This window comes from Microbacterium nymphoidis, from assembly GCF_021044885.1.
GTDB lineage: Bacteria > Actinomycetota > Actinomycetes > Actinomycetales > Microbacteriaceae > Microbacterium > Microbacterium nymphoidis.
The window spans coordinates 211,140-232,016 of the sequence record NZ_JAJNOD010000004.1 but is presented as its reverse complement, the minus strand read 5'-3'; the positions used below and the strand labels follow the sequence as shown (position 1 = coordinate 232,016).

Genomic DNA, 20,877 nt, shown 5'->3' with positions numbered 1-20,877 from the left:
CGACAGCGACAGCGACAGCGACAGCGACAGCGACAGCGACAGCGACAGCGACAGCGACAGCGACAGCGACAGCGACAGCGACAGCGACAGCGACAGCGACAGCGACAGCGACAGCGACAGCGACAGCGACAGCATGCTACCGACGGCGTGGTGTGGGGGCGTCAGCGGAACCGAACCGTCGATCCGCCGGCTTCGCTGAGCGCGGTCTTGGCAGCACGCATGGCGCTGCTCCCGCCGAAACCACGCCGGGCGAGCTGCCCAAGCAGCCGTCGCAACGCCACCTCCGGCTCCAGCTTCGCAAGGGAGCGCGCCTTTGACCGGGCGAATTCGAGCGCCCGTTCATCGTCATCGTCGGGCAGTTCCTCGAGGGCCGCGTCGATGACCTCGCGAGGGATCCCACGCGCGGACAGCGACTGCGCGATCACGCGGCGTCCCTGACCCTTGCGAGATGTCGCCGTGTAGATCAGCTGTTCAGCGAGGACTGCGTCATCGAGATAGCGGAGGGAGAGGAATTCGTCGACGAGGTCGTCGGCGATCTCCGGTGCGATGTCGAGTCCGATCACGAAAGCCCGCGCCTCCCGGACCGACAATCCCCGTCCGCGTAGCTTCTTGAGTAGTGCCGCCTCGCCCCGTTCACGCTGCGTCTGGGGGTCCTCCGGTGCCGCGTGGTCATCGGGCTCCGGCGCGGACGACTCCAGCAGACGGAGCCGGGGCGCCCGCGCTGGCTGCGCAGGACGCGAGGGGCGGGCGTCGAGACCTGCACGGAGGTCGGAACCCTCGGCAGCGGTAGCGTCCGCAGCCGAACGCTCGCCGTGATCCGCGACAACCTCCCCGGGCGGCCGGCTGCTCCGATCGCCGTGCGCGTGCGGCGATGACGAGCGGTCATCCGCGGAGGATTCGCCGGATCGCGAGTCTCGCCACCCCCGGGTCGGAAGGGCAACTGGCTGGCTCGATCGCTCGCCATCCGGCTTCAGGAGATCAGATGCCCGCATGAGCGGGGGCGTGTTGTCGCGCTCCCCCGCATCCGCCCCGTTCGTGGCACGCATGGCCGGGCTACGTTTCACCGACGACCCCGTGCGCGGCTCTGGCTCGACGCCAGACCGACGCTTCGGGCCACTGCCCGAGGAGCTGTCGGACTCGGAGTCCTGCGGTGCCGGATCCGCATCAGGATCGATCCACCAGCCGTCGGCGTCATACCGATCCACGGATCCGGCGCGGTGACGCCCCGCGGCGGATGCACCGGACGCTCCGCCAGGACGAGAGCGCCCGGCTTCGTCCGATGTGGAATCCTCGACTTCGGTGAATCGCACCCGGCGCGGCGCGCCGATTTCGCGTGGCTGCCGAATCGGGTCGCTGCTGGCCGCCGATCCGGCTTGCCGGGGGTGCTCATTCTCAGCACCCGTGCGCGCGTCCCCCGTACCGGAGGCCGGCTTCTCTCCCCGCCGTCCGAACAACGGGGTGACGGGGGCGAGGTGCTCCCCGCCCCCGTTTTCCGTGTCATCGATCATGGATGTCGACAATCATGTTCGAGCGCCCCCGTCGGAGCGCATTTCGGGCCGCTCGCTCAGCCTTACGCCGTCTTCAGCGCCGGCGCCGGAGCGGCCTGCGGTACTGCCTGGTCCTTCGGCTGGCCGATACCGAGCTTCTCGAGGATCTTGCGCTCGATCTCCGCAGCCACGTCCGCATTCTTGATGAGGAAGTTCCGGGCGTTCTCCTTGCCCTGACCGAGCTGCTCACCGTCGTAGGTGTACCAGGCCCCGGACTTCTTGACGATGCCCTGCTCGACGCCGTAATCGATCAGCGAACCCTCACGCGAGATGCCGACACCGTAGAGGATGTCGAACTCCGCCTGCTTGAACGGCGGGGCCATCTTGTTCTTGACGACCTTGACGCGCGTGCGGTTACCGACGGCCTCGGAGCCGTCCTTGAGCGTCTCGATGCGACGGATGTCCAGACGCACCGACGCGTAGAACTTCAGCGCCTTACCACCGGCGGTGGTCTCCGGAGAGCCGAAGAAGACACCGATCTTCTCGCGAAGCTGGTTGATGAAGATAGCCGTGGTCTTGGTCTGGTTCAGACCACCCGTGAGCTTACGCAGCGCCTGCGACATGAGGCGCGCCTGCAGACCGACGTGGGAGTCGCCCATATCGCCCTCGATCTCCGCCTTGGGCACGAGCGCCGCCACGGAGTCGATGACGACGAGATCGATGGCACCGGACCGCACCAGCATGTCGGCGATCTCGAGGGCCTGCTCACCCGTGTCGGGCTGCGAGACGAGAAGCTGGTCGATGTCGACGCCCAGCTTCTGCGCGTACTCGGGGTCGAGTGCGTGCTCGGCGTCGATGAAGGCTGCGATGCCGCCGTTGCGCTGAGCATTGGCGATGGCGTGGAGCGTGAGGGTGGTCTTACCGGAGGACTCCGGACCATAGATCTCGATGATGCGTCCGCGCGGCAGGCCGCCGATGCCGAGAGCGACATCGAGGGCGATGGAGCCGGTGGGGATGATCTCGACGGGCGCGCGCTCGTCGCTGCCCAGGCGCATGATCGCACCCTTGCCGAACTGACGGTCGATCTGTGCGAGGGCTGCGTCGAGCGCCTTCTCGCGGTCCTTTTCCGATGGCATGTCTTGCTCCTTCTGCGTGTTGTGCGGCTGCCCAGAGGCTGTCGTGTCCGAGGAACGGATCTCCGACAAGGCGTGTGGCCCGTTCGCCGTGGATCACGCTACGCGGGGCCTCCGACATTGATCGGGGACGGGTGCGGAATGTGAGGGAACCGGCGATCGATTCCACCTGTGCAGGAGCTTACGCCGAATCGAACACGCGTTCGATTGCGACACGGCGGCGTGTCGAACATTCTCCCGGTGAAGGTCAGATGGTCTCGTCCGCCGCGAGGAAGGCGAAGTCGTAGACATGCACATCGCCATCGGGCTCGATCCGCATGCCCGCCGGTCGGCGCTCGGCGAACTCATGGATCGCCTCCTGCACCCGCTCCGACAGCTCACGGAACTCCTCGCGCGTCACGCGCACCGTCCCCGCCATCGCCATGCCGCGCAGTTGCGGGTCCTCCCCCGTGACGTACTTCGCACTCCAGGCACTGACTCGTTCCAGGAGCTCGCGCTGCTCCGCCGCGAATACCGTCAGAACGGCGAGTCCGGCGTCGCGGTCTTCCGCCGGGTGCTCGGGGGAGCCGACGTTCAGCGCACTCGGCACGAGACGCCAGACGCGATCGCGACCATCGCGCGCGAGCTCCGGCGCCTCCTCGAGCCAGCCGATCTCACTCAGGGCCCGCAGATGGAAGCTCACCTGATTGGCGGGCTTGCCCACGATGCGCGCCAGATCCGCCGCCCGGCCGTACCCCTCGCGAGACAGCACGCGCATGAGCTGGCGGCGCAGCGGGTGGGCGTATGCCTTCAGCTTCGCCGAGGTCATGTACTCGACATCGGCGGCAGCAGACTCGCGCTCGGACGGCTCCTTCTCACCCATGACACCGAGCCTATCCAGTCAGCGGGAATCCCGCACGCGCAGTTGCGCACGTACACTTGCGCAACTGCGCGTGCGCAATCTATCGTGATGCCATGAGCGATTCCCCTCCCGTCGCGGACACCCGCGAACCCGCCGATGTCGTGGTGCCGCTGCGGCACACGCCGTACCCGTACTGGCTCGTGAGCGACACCGGCAGCGGCCTGTCGATGCGGATGCTGTCGTTCGCGATGCCACTGATCGCCCTGATGATCACGAACTCCCCCGTGCAGGCCGGCATCATCTCCGCAGTCACCGTGGTGGTCACCATCGTCGCCACGATGCTCGGCGGCGTCCTGGCCGATCGCCACTCGCGCGGACGGATCATGGTGGTCGGTGGCGTCGCCAGCACGGCGCTCTCCGCGGCGTTCACCGCATTGGCCTGGAGCGGGTCGCTCACGTTCGCCACGCTCCTCACGGCGAGCATCGTGATGGGGTTCTCCTCCACCGTGTTCGCGATGGCGACGGATCCGATGCTGAAGGACATCGTGCCGGCCGCGATGGTCGGCCGCGCCACGGCCGCGAACCAGGGCCGCGATGCGACGATCAGCCTCGCGAGCGGGCCGCTCAGCGGCTCCCTGCTGGGGGCCGGCGCCTGGCTAGTGGGCGCGGTGATGACGGTGGTCGATGCCATCGCGCTGGTGGCGTCGGCGCTCCTCGTGCGCCGGACCGAGCGCGATGCGGCCCGCCCGTCCGCAACCGAACGCGAAAGCGCGGCGGCACCGACGTCCCGCCGCGGCCTGCGTGCAGCACGGGCCGAGCTCGGCGAAGCCTTCGGATGGTTGTGGCGGCGAGGCGATCTGATGAACCTGATCGTCATCGTCATGCTCATCAACATGGGCCTCGGCGTCATCGTGACGACCACCATCTACGCGCTACAGCAAAACGGCGCCTCCGGCTTCGAGATCGGACTCGTCTCCGCATCCGGAGGCGTGGGCATGCTCCTCGGTTCTTTCGCTGCACCGTGGGCCGTGCGCACAGTGCCGACCGGGATGCTCGTGGTGGTCGCCCTCGCGTGGTTCACCGCCGGCAGCGCGCTGCTCGTGGTCATCGACTCCCTCTGGGGCATCGCGGTCACACTCATGCTGTGCTGCCTGGTGTCCCCCGCGGTGAACGCGTGCATCGGCGGATACATGATGGTGGCGACACCCTCGGCAATGCTCGGCCGCGTGAACGCCGCCGAGTCCGTGATGATGGGGATCGTTGCCCCGGTGGCGCCGCTCGTCGCGGGAATCGGATTCACCTTTCTCGGCCGGTCATCCACGATCGGCATCGGAATCGCCCTCACCATCGCCTCGATCGTCGTGATGCTCGCGACGAAACCCACTCGCTCGATCCCCGTCGATTCCGGATGGGAAGCGCACGCCGCGTCGTTCCAGCGGGAGCCGGTCGTGGCACGCGCCTAAGCTGACACGCAGAACAGCCCCGGAGTCCGCGGACTCCGGGGCTGTTCTGCGTGTCAGCGACGGCGCTCGAGCCGGCCAGCGCCGTGTCGGTGGGATTCAGGCACGTCCATCTCGACACAGAGCGCGAGCCACACCTCACGCGGCGGGACGCCGGCTTCGATCGCTTCGGTTGCGGTGCGCTGCCCCACCGCCGTCAGGACGAGGTCCTGGACGATGGACGGGGCCCGCGCTCCGAACTCCGCGTCGACGGCGCGATGGAATTCGCTGCGCCGCACGCTCAGCGCAGCGACAGCTCGGACTCGACCGAGGCCATCAGCTCGTCGGGCACCACGTCGGGAACGGTGGAGATGCCCTCAAGGACGGCGATGCGGTCCCCGACTTCCCGCATGATCATCGAGATGGGCACATCGAGTGCGTCGGCGAGAGATGCGAGGATCTCGCTGGACGCCTCCTTCTGGCCGCGCTCGACTTCGCTGAGGTATCCGAGTGCGACGCTGGCGCGTGACGCGACCTGCCGAAGGGTCTGACCCTTCTGCTGTCGGAGGTCACGAAGAACATCGCCGATCTCCTGGCGTACAAGGATCATGTCGTGCCTCCCTCTGTCTGGTGGGTGTTTCCGGGTGAGTAACTGTACAACATCCGTGGCCCCACTCTAGCCGTGTGTTCTGGAGTTTCTCCCAGAACCCATTGGAGTGAACCCCCGTTGACACGAGGGTATTCCCCCGCACACGGGCAGAGCGTCAGCGGGCCCTGAGGGTCTGCTGTGCGAGGGCTATGACCTCGGCGACCGTGGCGTGACGGATCGCGGTGCGATCCCCCGTCAGCTGAAGCCCGCGCACCTCGGCGCCGTCCGCCCACGCCACCGCGACGAACACCGTGCCCACCGGATGCCCGTCCTGGGGATCAGGGCCGGCAACGCCTGTCGTGGCCAGGCCCACCTGGGCCGGCCCGGCGGCCGTGGCGAGCGCGGATCGCACACCCTGGGCCATCTGGCGGGCCACGTCCGGGTCCACCGCCCCACGCCGGGCGAGCAGATCCGCATCGACGCCGAGAACGGCGCGCTTCACGTCGGTGTCGTAGGCGACCACGCCGCCACGCACCGCGCGTGAGGCTCCCGGAACGTCCACCAGTGCGGATGTGAGCAGACCGCCGGTGAGCGATTCCGCGCACGCCACGCTCCACTGTCGCTGGATCAGGGTATCCAGCAGCGCCGCCGCGGTCACGGCGTCTTCCGGCGGCCGCGGACCTCGCTGACGATGTAGTCGATACCGCTGGCGATCGTGAGCACCACGGCGATCGTCATGAAGACGCCGTTGACCCACCAGATCCACTCCCCGACCACGTGCCACAGCGGCAGCAGCGCGAGCGAGAGCGCGATGGCCTGGAACACCGTCTTCAGCTTGCCCATCCAGGCGGCAGCGAGCACGTGATCGGAGATGACCACAAAGCGGTACACCGTGATCCCGATCTCGCGGAGGAGAACCAGGATGGTGACCCACCAGGGCAGCTCCGCCAGAATCGACAGGCCGACGAAGGCGAGCCCGGTCAGTGCCTTGTCGGCGATCGGATCCAGGAGCTTGCCAAGGTCGGTGACGATCTCGTACTTGCGGGCAAGGTACCCGTCGATGCCGTCGGTGGCGATGGCCACGATGAACAGCACGGCTGCCCACCAGCGCAGCGCTCCGTCTGCTCCTGCGTCGGCTAGGAGCATCCAGAGGAAGACCGGTGCGCACAGGATGCGTACGATCGTGATCGCGTTGGGCAATTGCCGGGGAACGGCCACGGGAGGCTCCTTCTGTTGGCGGACGCTCAGTCGCGGCCGGTGAGCTGCCAGGCGTCTTCGTCGCCCTCGTCGTCCTCCACCGGGCGACCCGCGAACTGGGCCTCGATGGGATCGACGTCATAGCGATCATCACCGATGACCGTCGTGGGCGCGGTCTCGGACGCGGCCGGCGCAGCCGGGAGCTCATCGGCGGGGTCGGCAGCTGACGCGGCGGCAGCCGGGGGCGGTGTCTCCCCGCGCAGGGTCGCCAGGATAACCGGCAGCTGCTCCAGTGTGACGAGCACGTCCCGAGCCTTGGATCCCTCGGACGGACCGACGATCTCGCGAGACTCCATGAGGTCCATGAGCCGGCCGGCCTTGGCGAAGCCGACGCGGAGCTTGCGCTGCAGCATGGAGGTGGAGCCGAACTGGCTCGAGACCACCAGTTCGACGGCCGCGAGGAGCAGTTCCAGGTCGTCTCCGATGTCGGCGTCGACCTCCTTCTTCTCCGTGACCGCTTCGACATCGGCACGGTACTCCGGCCGGGCCTCCGCCGTGACGTGCTTGACGACCTTCTCGATCTCCGCCTCGGTCACCCAGGCGCCCTGAACGCGCAGGGGCTTGGCTGCACCCATCGGCAGGAACAGGCCGTCACCCTGACCGATGAGCCGGTCGGCACCCGGCTGGTCGAGGATGACGCGGCTGTCGGTGACGCTGGTCACCGCGAACGCGAAGCGGGACGGGACGTTGGCCTTGATGAGACCCGTGACCACGTCGACGGACGGACGCTGCGTGGCCAGCACCAGGTGGATGCCGGAGGCACGGGCGAGCTGAGTGATGCGCACGATCGAGTCTTCGACGTCACGCGGGGCCACCATCATGAGGTCCGCGAGCTCGTCGACGACCACCAGCAGGTAGGGGTAGGGCTTGAGCACGCGCTCGGAGCCGGCCGGGAGCTGGATCTCGCCCGCCACCACGGCCTTGTTGAAATCGTCGATGTGACGGAACCCGAACGACGCGAGGTCGTCGTAGCGCATGTCCATCTCCTTCACGACCCACTGCAGCGCCTCTGCGGCCTTCTTGGGGTTCGTGATGATCGGAGTGATCAGGTGGGGCACGCCCGCATAGGCGGTGAGCTCCACGCGCTTGGGGTCCACCAGCACCATGCGCACCTCGCTGGGCTTCGCGCGCATGAGCAGGCTGGTGATCATCGAGTTGACGAAGGACGACTTACCCGAACCCGTGGATCCGGCCACGAGAAGGTGGGGCATCTTCGCGAGGTTCGCGACCACGAACCCGCCGCCGACGTCCTTGCCGACGCCGATGGTCATGGGGTGCTTGCTGCTGGTGGCAGCCGCGGAGCGCAGCACGTCACCGAGGGTGACCGTCTCGCGATCGGTGTTGGGGATCTCGACGCCGATCGCGCTCTTGCCCGGGATCGGCGCGAGGATGCGGACCTCGTTGGAGGCCACCGCGTATGCGATGTTGTTGGTGAGGGCGGTGATTCGCTCGACCTTGACGCCGGGCCCGAGCTCGATCTCGTACTGCGTGACCGTCGGTCCGCGCGAGAAGCCGACGACCTTCGCGTCGACCTTGAACTGCTCGAGGACCTCGGTCAGCGCCGCCACGACGGCGTCGTTGGCCGCAGAACGGGTGACCCCCGCTGGACCCGTTCCGAGCGTGGTGATGCTCGGCAGGTGATAGGGCGCCGCAGGAGCCTGCGGGCCGCCGGGACCGGGGCCGTCCGTGCCGAAGCTGGACAGTCCGGGAAGGTCGTCGTCCTCGTCCTCGAGGTCGACGCCGAGATCGTCCATCATGCTGGTCGCGCCGTGCGGAGCCGCCGGGCTGCTCAGCGAATCCGCGACGGCACGCACGTCCGAGAGGACTTCCGTGGCGGCATCCGGCGAGGCAGCCGGCACGCTTCGTGTGGGCGTGGGTGAGGTGATGGCCTGCTCGAAGCTGCCCTCGATACTCGGCTCCAGGAGCGCGGTGAGATCGTCGGAGCCGAGGTGCCCGTCCTGGTCCTCCTCGCGGCCGGTCTTGTTGCGCCGCCACCACGGCAGATCCGCCTGAGCGGGATCCGCGTTCTCTTCCTCATCGGACGGCTCGAAGCGCGGTTTGCGCTCACGCGGCTCGCGCGGCTCGGCGCCGAAGAGCCAGGCGTACAGCTCACCCAGACGGGAGAAGATCTTGTTCGGCGGCGTCTTGGTCAGAATCAGCACGCTCAGCAGGGCGAGGATCGAGAGCACGATGTACGCGCCGATCGCGGACAGCAGGGAAAGTGGCTGACCGAGCATCCAGCCGAACAGGCCCCCGGCACCGCTCAGCGCAGGCAGGCCCTTGGTTGGCTGCGGCAGGCCACCGGCCACGTGGCAGAAGCCCGCCAGCGAGAGCGTGAAGAGGATGAAGCCGATGCCGATGCGGCCGTTGTCGTGCACGGAGGACGGGTGGCGGAACAGCCACGCCGCCAGCAGGACCAGCATGACGGGGAAGACGAACGCGACACGGCCGATCAGCGCGCCGAACGAGTACGCGGAGATGTTGGTGGCGACCTCGGCGCCGATGAAGAACCACTCCACCACGGCGCCCGCGATGGCCAGCAGCACGAGGAAGAAGGGCAGCCCGTCGCGGCGCTGATCCTTCTCCAGGGTCTCCGGACCGAAGGCGCGGAACAGCCCGCCGACGGCGTGGGCCAGTCCGTTCCACGCGCGCACGGCGACGGGAGGCCTGTCGGCCTCGTCGACGAACTTTTTCGGCGCCGGTTCGGTCTTCCGTGCGCGCGGCGTCGTCTGCTTGGCCGGGGCGCGCTCCGTCTTGGCGGGCAGGCGCTCGGTCTTGGCCGTGCTGTTGGACGAACGTGGCATGCTCCCACGGTACGTCCGGCGTCCGACATCAGCCCGGATCGACGCGGCTTTTCAGCGGAGAGACGGGACGGCGAAGGCCGCTGCCGCAACGCGGCAGCGGCCTTCCGACGCTCTCAGGCGGAGATCACCAGCGGGACGATCATCGGCCGGCGACGCAGCCGCTGGTTCACCCAGCGCCCGATCGTGCGCCGGACGATCTGGCTGAGCGCATGCGTGTCGCGAACACCGTTGCCTGCGGCCTCGGCCAGCGCTGCGGCGATCTTCGGCTTGATGTCGTCGAATACGGCGTCGTCCTCGGCCATGCCGCGGGCGTGGATCTCCGGCCCCGAGATCACCTTGCCGGTCTTGGCGTCCACCACGACGATGATCGAGACGAACCCCTCCTCCGCGAGGATGCGGCGGTCCTTCAGCTCGTTCTCCGTGACGCCGCCCACCGAGGAGCCATCGACGTACACGAAGCCGAGGTCGAGCTGACCGACCACCTTCGCATCGCCGTCCTTGAGGTCGACGACGGTGCCGTTCTCGCCGATGATGGTGCGATCTGCCGGGATGCCGGTGTCCTGGGCCAGCCGGGCGTTGGCGACCAGGTGACGGTACTCGCCGTGGATCGGCATCACGTTGCGGGGCTTGAGGATGTTGTAGCAGTACAGCAGTTCGCCGGCGGCCGCGTGGCCCGACACGTGAACCTTGGCGTTGCCCTTGTGGACCACCGTCGCACCGAGCTTGGTGAGGCCGTCGATCACGCGGTAGACCGCGTTCTCGTTGCCGGGGATGAGGCTGGAGGCGAGGATGATGGTGTCCCCCGGGCCGGGCTCGATCGCGTGATCGAGGTTGGCCATGCGCGAGAGCACGGCCATCGGCTCGCCCTGCGAACCGGTGGACATGTAGACGATCTTGTCGTCCGGCAGGTCCTTCGCCTTCTTGTAGTCGATGAGCACGCCGTCGGGCACGTGCAGGTAGCCCAGGTCTTCAGCGATGGTCATGTTGCGCACCATCGAGCGGCCGAGCAGCGCGACGCGACGGCCGTGCTTGTGAGCCGCATCGATCACCTGCTGCACGCGGTGCACGTGGCTGGAGAAGCTCGCGACGATGACGCGGCGCGGCGAGCGGCCGATGACATCCTCCAGCACCGGGCCGATCGCGCGCTCCGTGGGCGTGAAGCCGGGGACGTCGGCGTTCGTGGAGTCCACCATGAACAGGTCGACGCCCTCCTCGCCGAGCCGGGCGAAGGCGCGCAGGTCGGTGATGCGGCCGTCCAGCGGGAGCTGGTCCATCTTGAAGTCGCCGGTGCCGAGCACCGTACCCGCCGGGGTGCGGATGACCACGGCGAGGGCGTCGGGGATCGAGTGGTTGACCGCGACGAACTCGAGGTCGAACGGGCCGACGGACAGCCGCTGGCCCTCGCGGACCACGCGGGTGTCCGCCTTGATGCGGTGCTCCTTGAGCTTCGCCTCGGTGAGGGCGAGCGTGAGCGCCGAGCCCATCAGGGGGATGTCATTGCGGTTGCGCAGCAGATACGGCACGCCGCCGATGTGGTCTTCGTGGCCATGCGTCAGCACGACGCCCTCGACGTCGCGGAGGCGATCGCGGATCGGCTCCATGTCGGCGAGGATGAGGTCGACGCCGGGCTGGTGCTCCTCGGGGAAGAGCACACCGCAGTCGACGATGAGGAGCTTGCCCTCGTACTCGAAGACGGTCATGTTGCGACCGACCTCGCCGAGACCGCCGAGCGGTGTGATGCGGAGGGTTCCCGCTTCCAGTGCGGGAGGAGTGACGATCGTGGTGCCTGCCATGTGGGCCTTTCAGCGTGTTGTGCCGTGCACCTTCGGCAGGGCTCCACCCGCCGCCGCGTTGCGATCCGGGCGGAAGTTGGAGAAGTCGACGCCCTCGACATCGGTCACGAGCGCCAGCTCGTCCTCGATGATCGCGGCTTCCCACTCCTCCGGCCCCACCAGGGGAAGGCGAACGCGGGGGCTGGAGATGCGTCCCAGCCCATGCAAGATGTACTTCGCGGCGATGGTCCCCGGCACATGCGTCATGGTGGCGCGAACCAGCGGTTCGAGCTTCTTGTGCTGTGCGGTGGCTGCCGCGAGGTCGCCGCGGTTGACCGCGTCGACGATGGTCCGATAGGGCGCTGCGGCGATGTTCGCCGTGACGCCGATGAGTCCGGTGGCGCCGATCGCGAGGTGCGGGAGCACGTTCGCATCGTCGCCGGAGAAGTACATGAGGTCGGTCTGGTTCAGCACGCGGCTGACCTCGCTGAAGTCGCCCTTGGCGTCCTTCACGGCGAGGATGTTCGGGTGCTTGGCCAGACGAAGGATGGTCTCGTACTTGATCGGGACGCCGGTGCGTCCGGGGATGTCGTACAGGATGACCGGGAGATCCGTCGCGTCGGCGACGAGACGGAAGTGCGTGAGGATGCCCGCCTGGGTGGGCTTGTTGTAGTACGGGGTGACGATCATGATGCCGTCGGCTCCGGCCTTCTCACTGGCCTTGTAGAGCTCGATGGCGTGCGCGGTCTCGTTCGAGCCGCCGCCGGTGATGATCTTCGCGCGACCGGCTGCGACGTCCTTTCCGACCTCGACCAGGCGCAGCTTCTCGGCGTCGGTCAGGGTGGAGGTCTCGCCCGTGGTTCCCGTGACCACGATGCCGTCCGCACCGCTGCGGATGACGTCGTCGATGTGCTTCTCGACGGAGGGCCAGTCGACCTCACCGTCGGCCGTCATCGGAGTGACGAGCGCGACGAGCACCTGTCCAAAGGGATTGCTCGTTTGCGTCATGCTCTCAGGGTACCGGTCCGAGGCGGTGCCGACGCACCGAGCCGTCACCGCACGTCTCGGGAGACGGCACAGCGCGCCGGTGCGTGCGTAGGCTGAGCGGATGACGTGGACGACGCGCGGATCGCGCACGGTGTACGAGAACCGCTGGATCAGCGTGCGCGAAGACCAGGTGACCGGTCCCGCGGGCGACGGCGTCTACGGTGTGGTGACCATGCAGCATCCGGCGGTCTTCATCGTGGCGGTGGACGACGCGGAGCGAGTGTGCCTGGTGCGTCTGGATCGATACACGACGGGGACGGGGTGGGAGGTGCCTGCCGGCGGAACCGACGGCGAGGAGCCGGAGATCGCCGCGCGACGGGAGCTGCGCGAGGAGACTGGTCTGGTCGCGACGGAATGGGCGATGATCGGCCGCATGAACGCCCTCAACGGCATCGCCGAGGCCCCGGAGTACGTCTTCCTTGCCCGCGGCGTCCGCGCGGTGGCCGACGATGGCGCCGAGCAGGCGTTGGAGGGCATCGACGCGGTGCGATGGGCCCCGCTGCCGGAGGTGCTGGCGATGGTGCGCGACGGTGAGATCTCCGACGGCGAGAGCGTGGCAGCGCTGCTGTACGCGCTGATCCATCTGCGTCCGGAGCTGCTCGCGCGCTGACAGATCACTGCCCGGCCTCGGCGTCCCGCACGCGATCCTCCAGCGCTCGCACGCTCCCCCGCAGCGCGCGTTCGGCGTCCCACCCGTTCTCGCGGGCCTGCGCGACGAGTGCGAGCAGGGCGTCCCCGAACTGCGCCTCATCGGCCGGCGCGACGCCGGGCGCAGCCGCCCGCACCCCGACCGACGACGCGCGACCGAGCACCTTCTGCGCGCGCGCCAGCGCAGGCATCGCGGCGGGGATGCCGTCGAGCACGCTGCGACGCTCGCGCTTCTCCGCCGCCTTCGCCGCGTTCCAGTGCCGGAGTACTTCCTGCGGAGTGCGGGCGATCTCCCCCGCGAAGACGTGCGGGTGGCGTCGGATCATCTTCTCGGCCAGATCATTCGCGACATCGTCGATGCCGAACTCCCCCGCACGCGCCGAGATCTCGGCATGGAAGAGCACCTGCCAGAGCAGGTCTCCCAGCTCCTCCCTCAGGTCGGCGCTCGTGCCCGTCTCGACCGCCTCGACGACTTCCGCACTCTCCTCCAGCAGGTACGGGATCAGCTCCTCGTGCGTCATCTGCTGCGTCCAGACGCATCGTTCTCGGACGTCGTGCATCACCGCCGCCGCGCGATCGAGGCCGGATGCATCGGAGAGGTGATCGCTCATGAGCCCGACGATACCCGCGCGGGAGGTGTCAGCCGCGCGCGGCCCGCGCCGCGTGTGACTGAGCGCGGCGGTAGGCGCGCGCTCGCACGCTGACGAACACCGCGGATGCGAGCATGGCGATCACGGAGCCGCCGAGCACGGCAAGCGTCACCTCGGCGCCGAGCTCGTGATCCGCACCGAAGGCGAGCTGTCCCAGCAGGAGGGAGACGGTGAATCCGATGCCACCCAGCGTTCCCGCCATGAGCAGATCCACGAGCGGCAGGCGCGCCGCCGTGCTCGTGCGCAGCAGCCGCTGGCCGATGAGCCCGGCCGCAGTGATGCCCACGATCTTGCCGACCGGGAGGGCGATCAGCACGCCCCAGAAAGCGGGGCTGAGGTTGGCCGGCTCGACAGCGGGAACGACCACGGCCGCCGCGACGAAGGCGAACACGGGCAGCACGACGCCGTTGACCGCCGGCTCCAGCACATGGGCGGTGCGATCCGCGGGGCGCGGGGCCATCGCCAGTCCCAGCGTGACACCCGCGATGGTCGCGTGCACACCGCTGGTCAGCACGGCGGCCCACGTAGCGACCGCGACCACGACGAGGAGGGCGACCCACAGCCCGCGTCCCCGCTTCGGACGCATGCGGCTGAGGAACGCGAACAGACCGACGAGGACCACGGCCAGCACCAGCGCGCCGATCTGCAGGTCCGCGGTGAACAGCACCGCGATGAAGACGATGCCCACGATGTCGTCGAGGATCGCCAGTGCCAGCAGGAAGACCCGGATCTTCGCCGGGAGCCCGGTACCGAAGACGGCGAGTACGCCCAGGGCGAAGGCGATGTCGGTGGCCGTGGGGATGGGCCAGCCCTGCGCGGTCCCCTCCCCCGCCGCGATCGCCAGGTACATCGCGACCGGGACGACCACTCCGCCCGCGGCCGCGATCGCCGGCACGAGCGCCTCCTTCGGCCGACTCAGGCGACCCACCGTGAGCTCGTGTCGCAGTTCGACCGCCGCCGTGAAGAAGAAGACGGCCAGCAATCCGTCGGACACCCAGTGGGCGATGGACAGCTCGAAGGGAGTGCCCGGGAAGAGCGGATGCGCCTCCAGCACGGAGATCAGGGCCGCGCCGACGGGAGAGTTGGCGAGGAGGAGCCCGAGGGCCGCTGCGGCGAGCAGCACGACGGCCGGAAACCGCGCCGAGCGGAGCAGGGCGACGAAGCGATGCGCGGGCGCCGGTGTGGCGGCGTGCTGCGGGGACGTGGGCGCAGGGGTGTTCTTCTCGTTCACGGGTGCCTTTCGCGTCATCACGAGGAGTTCTCTCCTCGCGGTCGACCAGGCTTCCCGACACACCGTGGCCCGAGGGCCCCACCCAGTCTACCCGGTCGGGTGATCGCTGCCCTCAGAGCGCCCGATCGGAGCGGTGTCGGGACAGGGACCGGCCGTAGCGCTCCGTCAGCTGCACCATGACGTCCGGGGTGTCGCGATCGACGCCGAACACGAAGCCGGGGAAATCCAGCTCCCGTTGCGCGGCGGCGATGCGGTCGTGCTCGTGCGGCGGGAGGATCTCGACCGGATCACCGATCGCGACCCACCCGATCGGGACGACGGTGTCCGGCGGAAGCACCGTGCGCAGATGAACGACGGCGTTGATGCGCACTTCGCTGCGCTCGCCGATGCGTGCTCCGTTGAAGACCCGTGTGCCGGTGGCGAGGAAGACCTCGTCGCCCACAGTGGCACCGCTGATGCTCGCCCCGGGCCCGATGAGGGTGTGGTCGCCGATGTGCACCGGGGCGGATGCGACGGCGCGGATCACCGCGTTCTCCATCACGATGACGTTCTCGCCGAGCGTGATGGCACCGCCCTCCGCCGTGATCACCGCGCCGTGCAGGATCTGGCAGTCTGCTCCGACCGTGACGTCCCCCGAGATGACCGCGGTCTGTGCGACGACCGCGTCGGGGTGCACCCGCGGTCGCACTCCCTCGTGCTCGAACTCCATGCCGTCACGCTAACGCTCCGCCGCACGGGGCGCCAGGAGGGGATCAGGCGGCGGGCTTCGGCTCCGGCAGCGGGTACAGCGCGGTGAAGAGCTGATCGACCCAGGCGATGAGTTCCGCATCCGGCATGGCCTCGCCACCGGGACGGGGAATGGGAACCACCACGGCCTCGCCCGAGGCGATCAGCTTGGCGTTGGGGTAGAGCCGCTGCATGCGCACGCGAATCGAGTCGGCGAAGTGCGCCGGGGCGATGCGCAGGTTGGGGCCCATCGCGACGACGTCGGTGAGACCGGCCTGCGCCGCTCGGCGTCGGAGGCGGGCGACGGCGACAAGGCCGACGACCTCCTCCGGGAGCGGGCCGTATCGATCGACCAGCTCGTCGATGACGAGATCGATCATGTCGTCCTTGGAGGTGGCCGTGGCCGAGGAGGACAGCTTCTGATACGCCTCCAGCCGCAGACGCTCGCTGTCGATGTACGACTCGGGGATGCGAGCATCCACCGGCAGCTCGAGCCGCAGCTCCGTGGGCCCCTCGGTCTCTTCGCCGCGGAACGTGGCCACGGCTTCCCCGACCATGCGCAGGTAGAGGTCGAATCCGACGCCCGCGATGTGGCCCGCCTGCTCAGCGCCGAGCATGTTGCCGGCGCCGCGCAGCTCGAGGTCCTTCAGTGCCACCTGCATGCCGGAGCCGAGATCGTTGTTGACGGCGATGGTCTGCAGACGATCGGCGGCGGTCTCCGACAGCGGCTTGGTGTCGTCGTAGACGAAGTAGGCATAGGCCCGCTCGCGGCCGCGGCCGACCCGCCCGCGCAGCTGGTGAAGCTGCGACAGCCCGTACTTGTCGGCCCGGTCGATGATGATCGTGTTGGCGTTGGAGATGTCCAGGCCGGTTTCGATGATGGTGGTGGACACCAGGACATCGAACTTCTTCTCCCAGAAGTCGTCCACCACCTGCTCCAGCTGGTGCTCCCCCATCCGGCCGTGCGCCACTGCGATGCGCGCCTCCGGGACGAGTTCGGCGAGTTCGTGCGCGACCCGCTGGATGGACTGCACCCGGTTGTGGACGTAGAACACCTGTCCCTCGCGCAGCAGCTCCCGGCGGATGGCCGCGGCGATCTGACGGTCGTTCTTCGGCCCGACGAAGGAGAGGATCGGGTGACGGTCCTCCGGCGGGGTGGCGAGCGTGGACATCTCCCGGATGCCGGTGACAGCCATCTCCAGCGTCCGCGGGATGGGGGTGGCACTCATCGCCAGGATGTCGACGTTCGTCTTGAGCTTCTTCAGCGCGTCCTTGTGCTCCACCCCGAAGCGCTGCTCCTCGTCGATGATCAGCAGACCGAGATCCTTGAAGATCACCTTGTCGGTGAGGATCCGGTGGGTGCCGATGACCATGTCGACCGTCCCGTCCAGCAAACCCGCCAGCACGTCGCGCGCCTGCTTGTCGGTCTGGAAGCGCGAGAGCGGGCGCACTTTGACGGGGAAGCCGGCGAAACGCTCGGTGAACGTCTCGAGGTGCTGCTTTACCAGGAGGGTGGTGGGCACGAGCATCGCCACCTGCTTGCCGTCCTGAATGGCCTTGAACGCGGCGCGGACGGCGACCTCGGTCTTGCCGAAACCGACATCGCCGGAGAGCAGACGATCCATCGGGATCGGGCTCTCCATGTCGTGCTTGATCTCGTCGATGGTCTGCAGCTGGTCGGGCGTCTCCGCGAAGGGGAACGCCTCCTCCAGCTCGCGCTGCCACGGGGTGTCGGGTCCGAAGGCGTGGCCCTTCGCCGCCATGCGCGCCGAGTACAGCTTCACCAGCTCCACGGCGATGTCGCGCACCGCCTTGCGGGCCTTCGACTTGGCGGCCGCCCAGTCGCTGCCGCCCATCTTGGAGAGCACGGGGGCCTCGCCGCCGACGTAGCGGCTCAGGAGGTCGAGCTGGTCAGTGGGTACGAACAGCTTGTCGCCCGGGTAGCCGCGCTTGCTGGGCGCATACTCGATCACCAGGTAGTCGCGCAGACTCTTCTGGGCGTTGCGACCGCCGGTGGACACCTCGCGCTGGGTCATCTCGACGAAACGTCCGATGCCGTGCGTGGCGTGCACCACGTGGTCTCCCGCCTTGAGCTGGAGCGGGTCGACCACGTTCTTGCGGCGCGACGCCAGCTTCTTCACCACCTGCGAGCCACCGATGGTACGGCCGTAGAACTCGCTCTCGGTAAAGACGGCCAGTTCCGCTTCGGCGGAGAGGAATCCGCTCTCGATGGTGCCCCGCACGAGCGTGGCCACACCGCGCTCCGGCGCTTCGGTGAGTTCCTCGACCACACGAGCCCCGAACCCGCGTTCGGACAGCACGTCGCGGGCTCGTTCGACCAGCCCGGTTCCCGCGGCGGCGACCACCACGGCCCAGCCACGGGCGAGCAGGTCGCCGATGTAGCTCGTGGCGCCCTCCACGTTGCCCTGGAACGACGGCACCGGTGAACCGGGGACCCGCACGTCGTCCGCGTCCTCCGCATCGCCCGGGTCGAACGGGCTGAGACTCCACCACACGCCGCGGCGGGCGTGCACCGCTTCTCGCAGCGCGCCCAGGGTCAGAAAATCGCCCGCACCGAGGTCGACGGGCGCGTCCGCTCCCCCTGTGGCGGCGTTCCACGCGGCCTCTAGGAACTCCCGGTTGGTCTCGCCGAGAGTGATCGAGCGAGACGTCGCGCGCTCCGGATCCACGAGTGCCACCGCGGCACGCTCCGGGAGGTAGTCGGCGAGGGAGACCAGCGGCCCGGCAACGGCGGGGCTGAGGGATTCCATGCCCTCCACCGGAATGCCCTCGGCCATCTTGGCGAGCATGCCCGCTACCCCGGGAAACGCCGGTTCGAGTTCCGCCGCCCGCGCCCGCACCGGCGCCGTCAGCAGCAGCTCGCGGCTGGGCGGGAGCACGACGGCGTCGATCTCACCCGGCAGCGAACGCTGATCGGCCACCGAGAAGGCACGGATCTGATCGACCTCGTCGCCGAAGAACTCAATGCGGTACGGGTGGTCGGCCAGGGGCGGGAAGACATCCAGGATGCCGCCACGCACCGCGAACTCGCCGCGGCGGGACACCATGTCGACACGCGCGTAGGCGAGCTCGACGAGAGTGGTGACCACCGTCTCCAGCTCGTGTCCGCGCTGGCGCACGGCGAGCTCGATGGGTGCGATGTCACCGAGCCCGGCGGCCAGGGGCTGCAGCGCTGCGCGCACCGATGCCGTCACCACGAGAGGCGCGGACTCGTCCCACTTCCGCAGCCGCCGCAGCACCGCCATCCGGCGGCCGACGGTCTCGGCGCTGGGGCTGAGGCGCTCATGCGGCAGCGTCTCCCAGGCGGGGAAGCTCATGACCTCCGCGCCCGGGATGAGGCACTCCAGGGCGGAAGCAAGGGATTCGGCACGGTGTCCGGTCGGGGTGATCGCCAGCAGCACCGGCGGACGGCCCGCGGCCGCACGCCGGTCCAGCAGCGCCGCCAGCGCTGGAGCGTCCAGCCCGTCGACCAGCGCGAAGTCGGCGTCGGCGGGCGCGGCGTCGCGCAGCGGCGCGAACGATTCGTCGGTGTTCAGAACGCGGACGATCCCAGACAACATCACCGAACGAGTCTACGCGGGGCCTCGGACACCGACTCCGCGGGCCGACGGCCGCAAAGCCCCTCGGGCCGGCCGGCGGTGAATGCCGAAGGCCGGCCGGCGGTGAATGCCGGAGTGTGCGGCGCAAGCATGAGGGTGTCCGCAGATCCGTCATGACTTCGCCGCCTGGTCCTCGGTTCGCGACATCGTCGGGTGTCCCTGCGGGCTCCTAGGATGGGCGTGTGAGCGACGCGAATCAGCGGCAGTACGACCCGACGACCGGCTTCGGATCGGATACCCCGGTGCCGCCCCCGGCCGCTGCCCCCTGGGGGCCCGACGCCCCCACGACTCCGGTTGCTCCGCCGACAGCACCAACGTACGGTTCCGCACCGGCGTATGGTGCCCCACCGATCCCCGGCGCCGTCTCTCCGGGCCCGGTCGACGCTTATGGAGCGCCAGCTGCTCCCCCTTACCCGGGCGCACCGGCGTATGCAACGACGCCTGCACCGTCGCCCGCCACGCCGCAACTCAACCCGGGCACTTCGGCACAGCCGTATGCGTCACCGTGGACGCAGCAGGTGAATGCCGCCTACGGCACCGGGCTGGATAACCCGCTGGGCCCTCGCCCGAGCACGCTCGGCACCGTCGCCCTGGTGCTGAGCCTGATCGCGACCGTGGGAGCCTCCCTCACCGCGGGCATCGCGGCGGTGCGGATCAGTCCGGCCTTTCTGGAGTTCGCTGCCAGCGGCGCGGACATCTCGGGCAGTCTCGCGTGGCTGAGCCCCGTGGCCGGATGGGAGCTCCTGGCGGAGATGTCTTTCTACGCCGGCACGGTGCTGGGCATCCTCGCCATCGTGCTGGGATTCGTGGCCGCGGCGCAGCGACGTGGACGGGGACGGGGCATCTGGGCGATCGTCCTCGGTTTCCTCGGGCTACCGGTCTTCTCCGGTGCGGTCGTCCTGGGCCTGGTCATCGGCGCGACACTCTGAGGTCCGCAGCCACGGTTTCAATCGGCCACGGTGTCAATCAGCCACGGTGTCAGTCCCGCGGAGCGTGAAAGCGCTGCTGCGCCGCGAGCAGGCCCTCGTCCACCGTCATCTCCACGGCGTCCGCGGCATCGGCGATCAGCATCGCCAGTTCCTGGCGCTGCGACGCAGGGAAGGGTGACAGCACCCAGTCCGCGGGATCCTGCCGCCCGGGCGGACGACCGATGCCCACGCGCACGCGCGGGAACTCGGGGGTGCCGAGCGCCTTCGCGACGTCCCGGACGCCGTTGTGCCCACCGTGGCCGCCGCCGACCTTCAGCTTCACGGAATCGAACGGGATGTCCAGTTCGTCGTGGATGATCACCACATGATCGGGCGCGATGCCGTAGAACTTCGCGAGCGAGGAGACTGGACCCCCCGAGACGTTCATGAAGGAGTTCGGCTTGGCCAGGATGAGCTTCGCCGCTCCGGGACGCAGCCAGGTCTCCGAGACGCGTGCACCGGCCTTGTGAGAGCTGAAGCGCTCGCTGCGGCGGGCGGCCAGCTCATCGATCACCATCTGCCCCACGTTGTGACGGGTCGCCTCATACTGCGGTCCCGGATTCCCGAGCCCGACGATCAGCCAGGTATCGGCCATGTTCCCTCCCGAAGAAAGCGCAGCAACAGTCTCTCAGCACCGTGACGGTGACCGGAGACGACGAAGGGGG

18 protein-coding genes are annotated in these 20,877 nt (G+C 68.8%); 3 read left to right on the top strand and 15 right to left on the bottom strand.

What is annotated here, in order from left to right:
• Positions 1-161: 161 nt before the first annotated feature.
• From LQ566_RS17705 to LQ566_RS14120, 3 genes are all read right to left on the bottom strand, one after another.
• The gene (locus tag LQ566_RS17705) at positions 162-563 is read right to left on the bottom strand and encodes a regulatory protein RecX (RefSeq protein ID WP_231092361.1); all 402 of its coding nucleotides are present in this window, start codon (positions 561-563) and stop codon (positions 162-164) included.
• Between the two features lie 1,007 nt (positions 564-1,570).
• Complete coding sequence (gene recA / locus LQ566_RS14125) at positions 1,571-2,623, bottom strand: recombinase RecA (protein ID WP_231092360.1); 1,053 nt, start codon at positions 2,621-2,623, stop codon at positions 1,571-1,573.
• 244 nt (positions 2,624-2,867) lie between these two features.
• Positions 2,868-3,482: an ArsR/SmtB family transcription factor gene (locus tag LQ566_RS14120; RefSeq protein ID WP_231092359.1), complete on the bottom strand. Its 615-nt coding sequence runs from the start codon at positions 3,480-3,482 to the stop codon at positions 2,868-2,870.
• Positions 3,483-3,574: 92 nt separating this feature from the next.
• On the opposite strand from LQ566_RS14120, the gene LQ566_RS14115 reads away from it, so the two are divergent.
• Positions 3,575-4,924: an MFS transporter gene (locus LQ566_RS14115; RefSeq protein ID WP_231092358.1), complete on the top strand. Its 1,350-nt coding sequence runs from the start codon at positions 3,575-3,577 to the stop codon at positions 4,922-4,924.
• Between the two features lie 53 nt (positions 4,925-4,977).
• Here the strand turns inward: LQ566_RS14115 and LQ566_RS14110 are convergent, their stop codons facing one another.
• From LQ566_RS14110 to dapA, 7 genes are all read right to left on the bottom strand, one after another.
• The gene (locus LQ566_RS14110; RefSeq protein WP_231092357.1) at positions 4,978-5,199 is read right to left on the bottom strand and encodes a DUF3046 domain-containing protein; all 222 of its coding nucleotides are present in this window, start codon (positions 5,197-5,199) and stop codon (positions 4,978-4,980) included.
• Positions 5,200-5,201: 2 nt separating this feature from the next.
• Entirely contained in the window at positions 5,202-5,510 is a 309-nt protein-coding gene (locus LQ566_RS14105) for a helix-turn-helix domain-containing protein (RefSeq protein WP_231092356.1), read from the bottom strand.
• Positions 5,511-5,664: 154 nt separating this feature from the next.
• Positions 5,665-6,147: a CinA family protein gene (locus LQ566_RS14100; protein WP_231092355.1), complete on the bottom strand. Its 483-nt coding sequence runs from the start codon at positions 6,145-6,147 to the stop codon at positions 5,665-5,667.
• Positions 6,144-6,707 carry a CDP-diacylglycerol--glycerol-3-phosphate 3-phosphatidyltransferase gene (pgsA, locus tag LQ566_RS14095; RefSeq protein ID WP_231092354.1) on the bottom strand — a complete coding sequence of 188 codons (564 nt, stop codon included), beginning with the start codon at positions 6,705-6,707 and terminating at the stop codon, positions 6,144-6,146. The genes LQ566_RS14100 and pgsA overlap by 4 nt, the downstream gene beginning before the upstream one ends.
• Before the next feature lie 26 nt (positions 6,708-6,733).
• Positions 6,734-9,550 carry an FtsK/SpoIIIE family DNA translocase gene (locus LQ566_RS14090; protein WP_231092353.1) on the bottom strand — a complete coding sequence of 939 codons (2,817 nt, stop codon included), beginning with the start codon at positions 9,548-9,550 and terminating at the stop codon, positions 6,734-6,736.
• A 113-nt stretch (positions 9,551-9,663) separates the two neighbouring features.
• Positions 9,664-11,343 carry a ribonuclease J gene (locus tag LQ566_RS14085; RefSeq protein ID WP_231092352.1) on the bottom strand — a complete coding sequence of 560 codons (1,680 nt, stop codon included), beginning with the start codon at positions 11,341-11,343 and terminating at the stop codon, positions 9,664-9,666.
• Between the two features lie 9 nt (positions 11,344-11,352).
• The gene (gene dapA / locus LQ566_RS14080; RefSeq protein ID WP_231092351.1) at positions 11,353-12,330 is read right to left on the bottom strand and encodes a 4-hydroxy-tetrahydrodipicolinate synthase; all 978 of its coding nucleotides are present in this window, start codon (positions 12,328-12,330) and stop codon (positions 11,353-11,355) included.
• Positions 12,331-12,430: 100 nt separating this feature from the next.
• Between dapA and LQ566_RS14075 the strand changes: the two genes are divergently transcribed.
• On the top strand, positions 12,431-12,979 hold the full coding sequence (locus LQ566_RS14075) for an NUDIX domain-containing protein (RefSeq protein ID WP_231092350.1): 549 nt from the start codon (positions 12,431-12,433) through the stop codon (positions 12,977-12,979).
• A 4-nt stretch (positions 12,980-12,983) separates the two neighbouring features.
• Here LQ566_RS14075 and LQ566_RS14070 read toward each other — a convergent pair whose 3' ends face one another.
• The 4 genes from LQ566_RS14070 to mfd all read right to left on the bottom strand — a co-directional run bounded on the left by LQ566_RS14070 (position 12,984) and on the right by mfd (position 19,208).
• Complete coding sequence (locus LQ566_RS14070; protein WP_231092349.1) at positions 12,984-13,628, bottom strand: nucleoside triphosphate pyrophosphohydrolase; 645 nt, start codon at positions 13,626-13,628, stop codon at positions 12,984-12,986.
• 28 nt (positions 13,629-13,656) lie between these two features.
• Positions 13,657-14,916 carry a Na+/H+ antiporter NhaA gene (locus LQ566_RS14065; protein ID WP_231092348.1) on the bottom strand — a complete coding sequence of 420 codons (1,260 nt, stop codon included), beginning with the start codon at positions 14,914-14,916 and terminating at the stop codon, positions 13,657-13,659.
• A gap of 94 nt (positions 14,917-15,010) precedes the next feature.
• The gene (locus LQ566_RS14060; protein WP_231092347.1) at positions 15,011-15,607 is read right to left on the bottom strand and encodes a gamma carbonic anhydrase family protein; all 597 of its coding nucleotides are present in this window, start codon (positions 15,605-15,607) and stop codon (positions 15,011-15,013) included.
• A gap of 43 nt (positions 15,608-15,650) precedes the next feature.
• Positions 15,651-19,208 carry a transcription-repair coupling factor gene (mfd, locus tag LQ566_RS14055; protein ID WP_372459807.1) on the bottom strand — a complete coding sequence of 1,186 codons (3,558 nt, stop codon included), beginning with the start codon at positions 19,206-19,208 and terminating at the stop codon, positions 15,651-15,653.
• A 218-nt stretch (positions 19,209-19,426) separates the two neighbouring features.
• Between mfd and LQ566_RS14050 the strand changes: the two genes are divergently transcribed.
• Positions 19,427-20,173, top strand: a complete 747-nt coding sequence (locus LQ566_RS14050; protein WP_231092346.1) for a hypothetical protein — start codon at positions 19,427-19,429, stop codon at positions 20,171-20,173.
• 49 nt (positions 20,174-20,222) lie between these two features.
• Here LQ566_RS14050 and pth read toward each other — a convergent pair whose 3' ends face one another.
• Positions 20,223-20,807 carry an aminoacyl-tRNA hydrolase gene (gene pth, locus LQ566_RS14045; RefSeq protein ID WP_231092345.1) on the bottom strand — a complete coding sequence of 195 codons (585 nt, stop codon included), beginning with the start codon at positions 20,805-20,807 and terminating at the stop codon, positions 20,223-20,225.
• Positions 20,808-20,877: the final 70 nt, after the last annotated feature.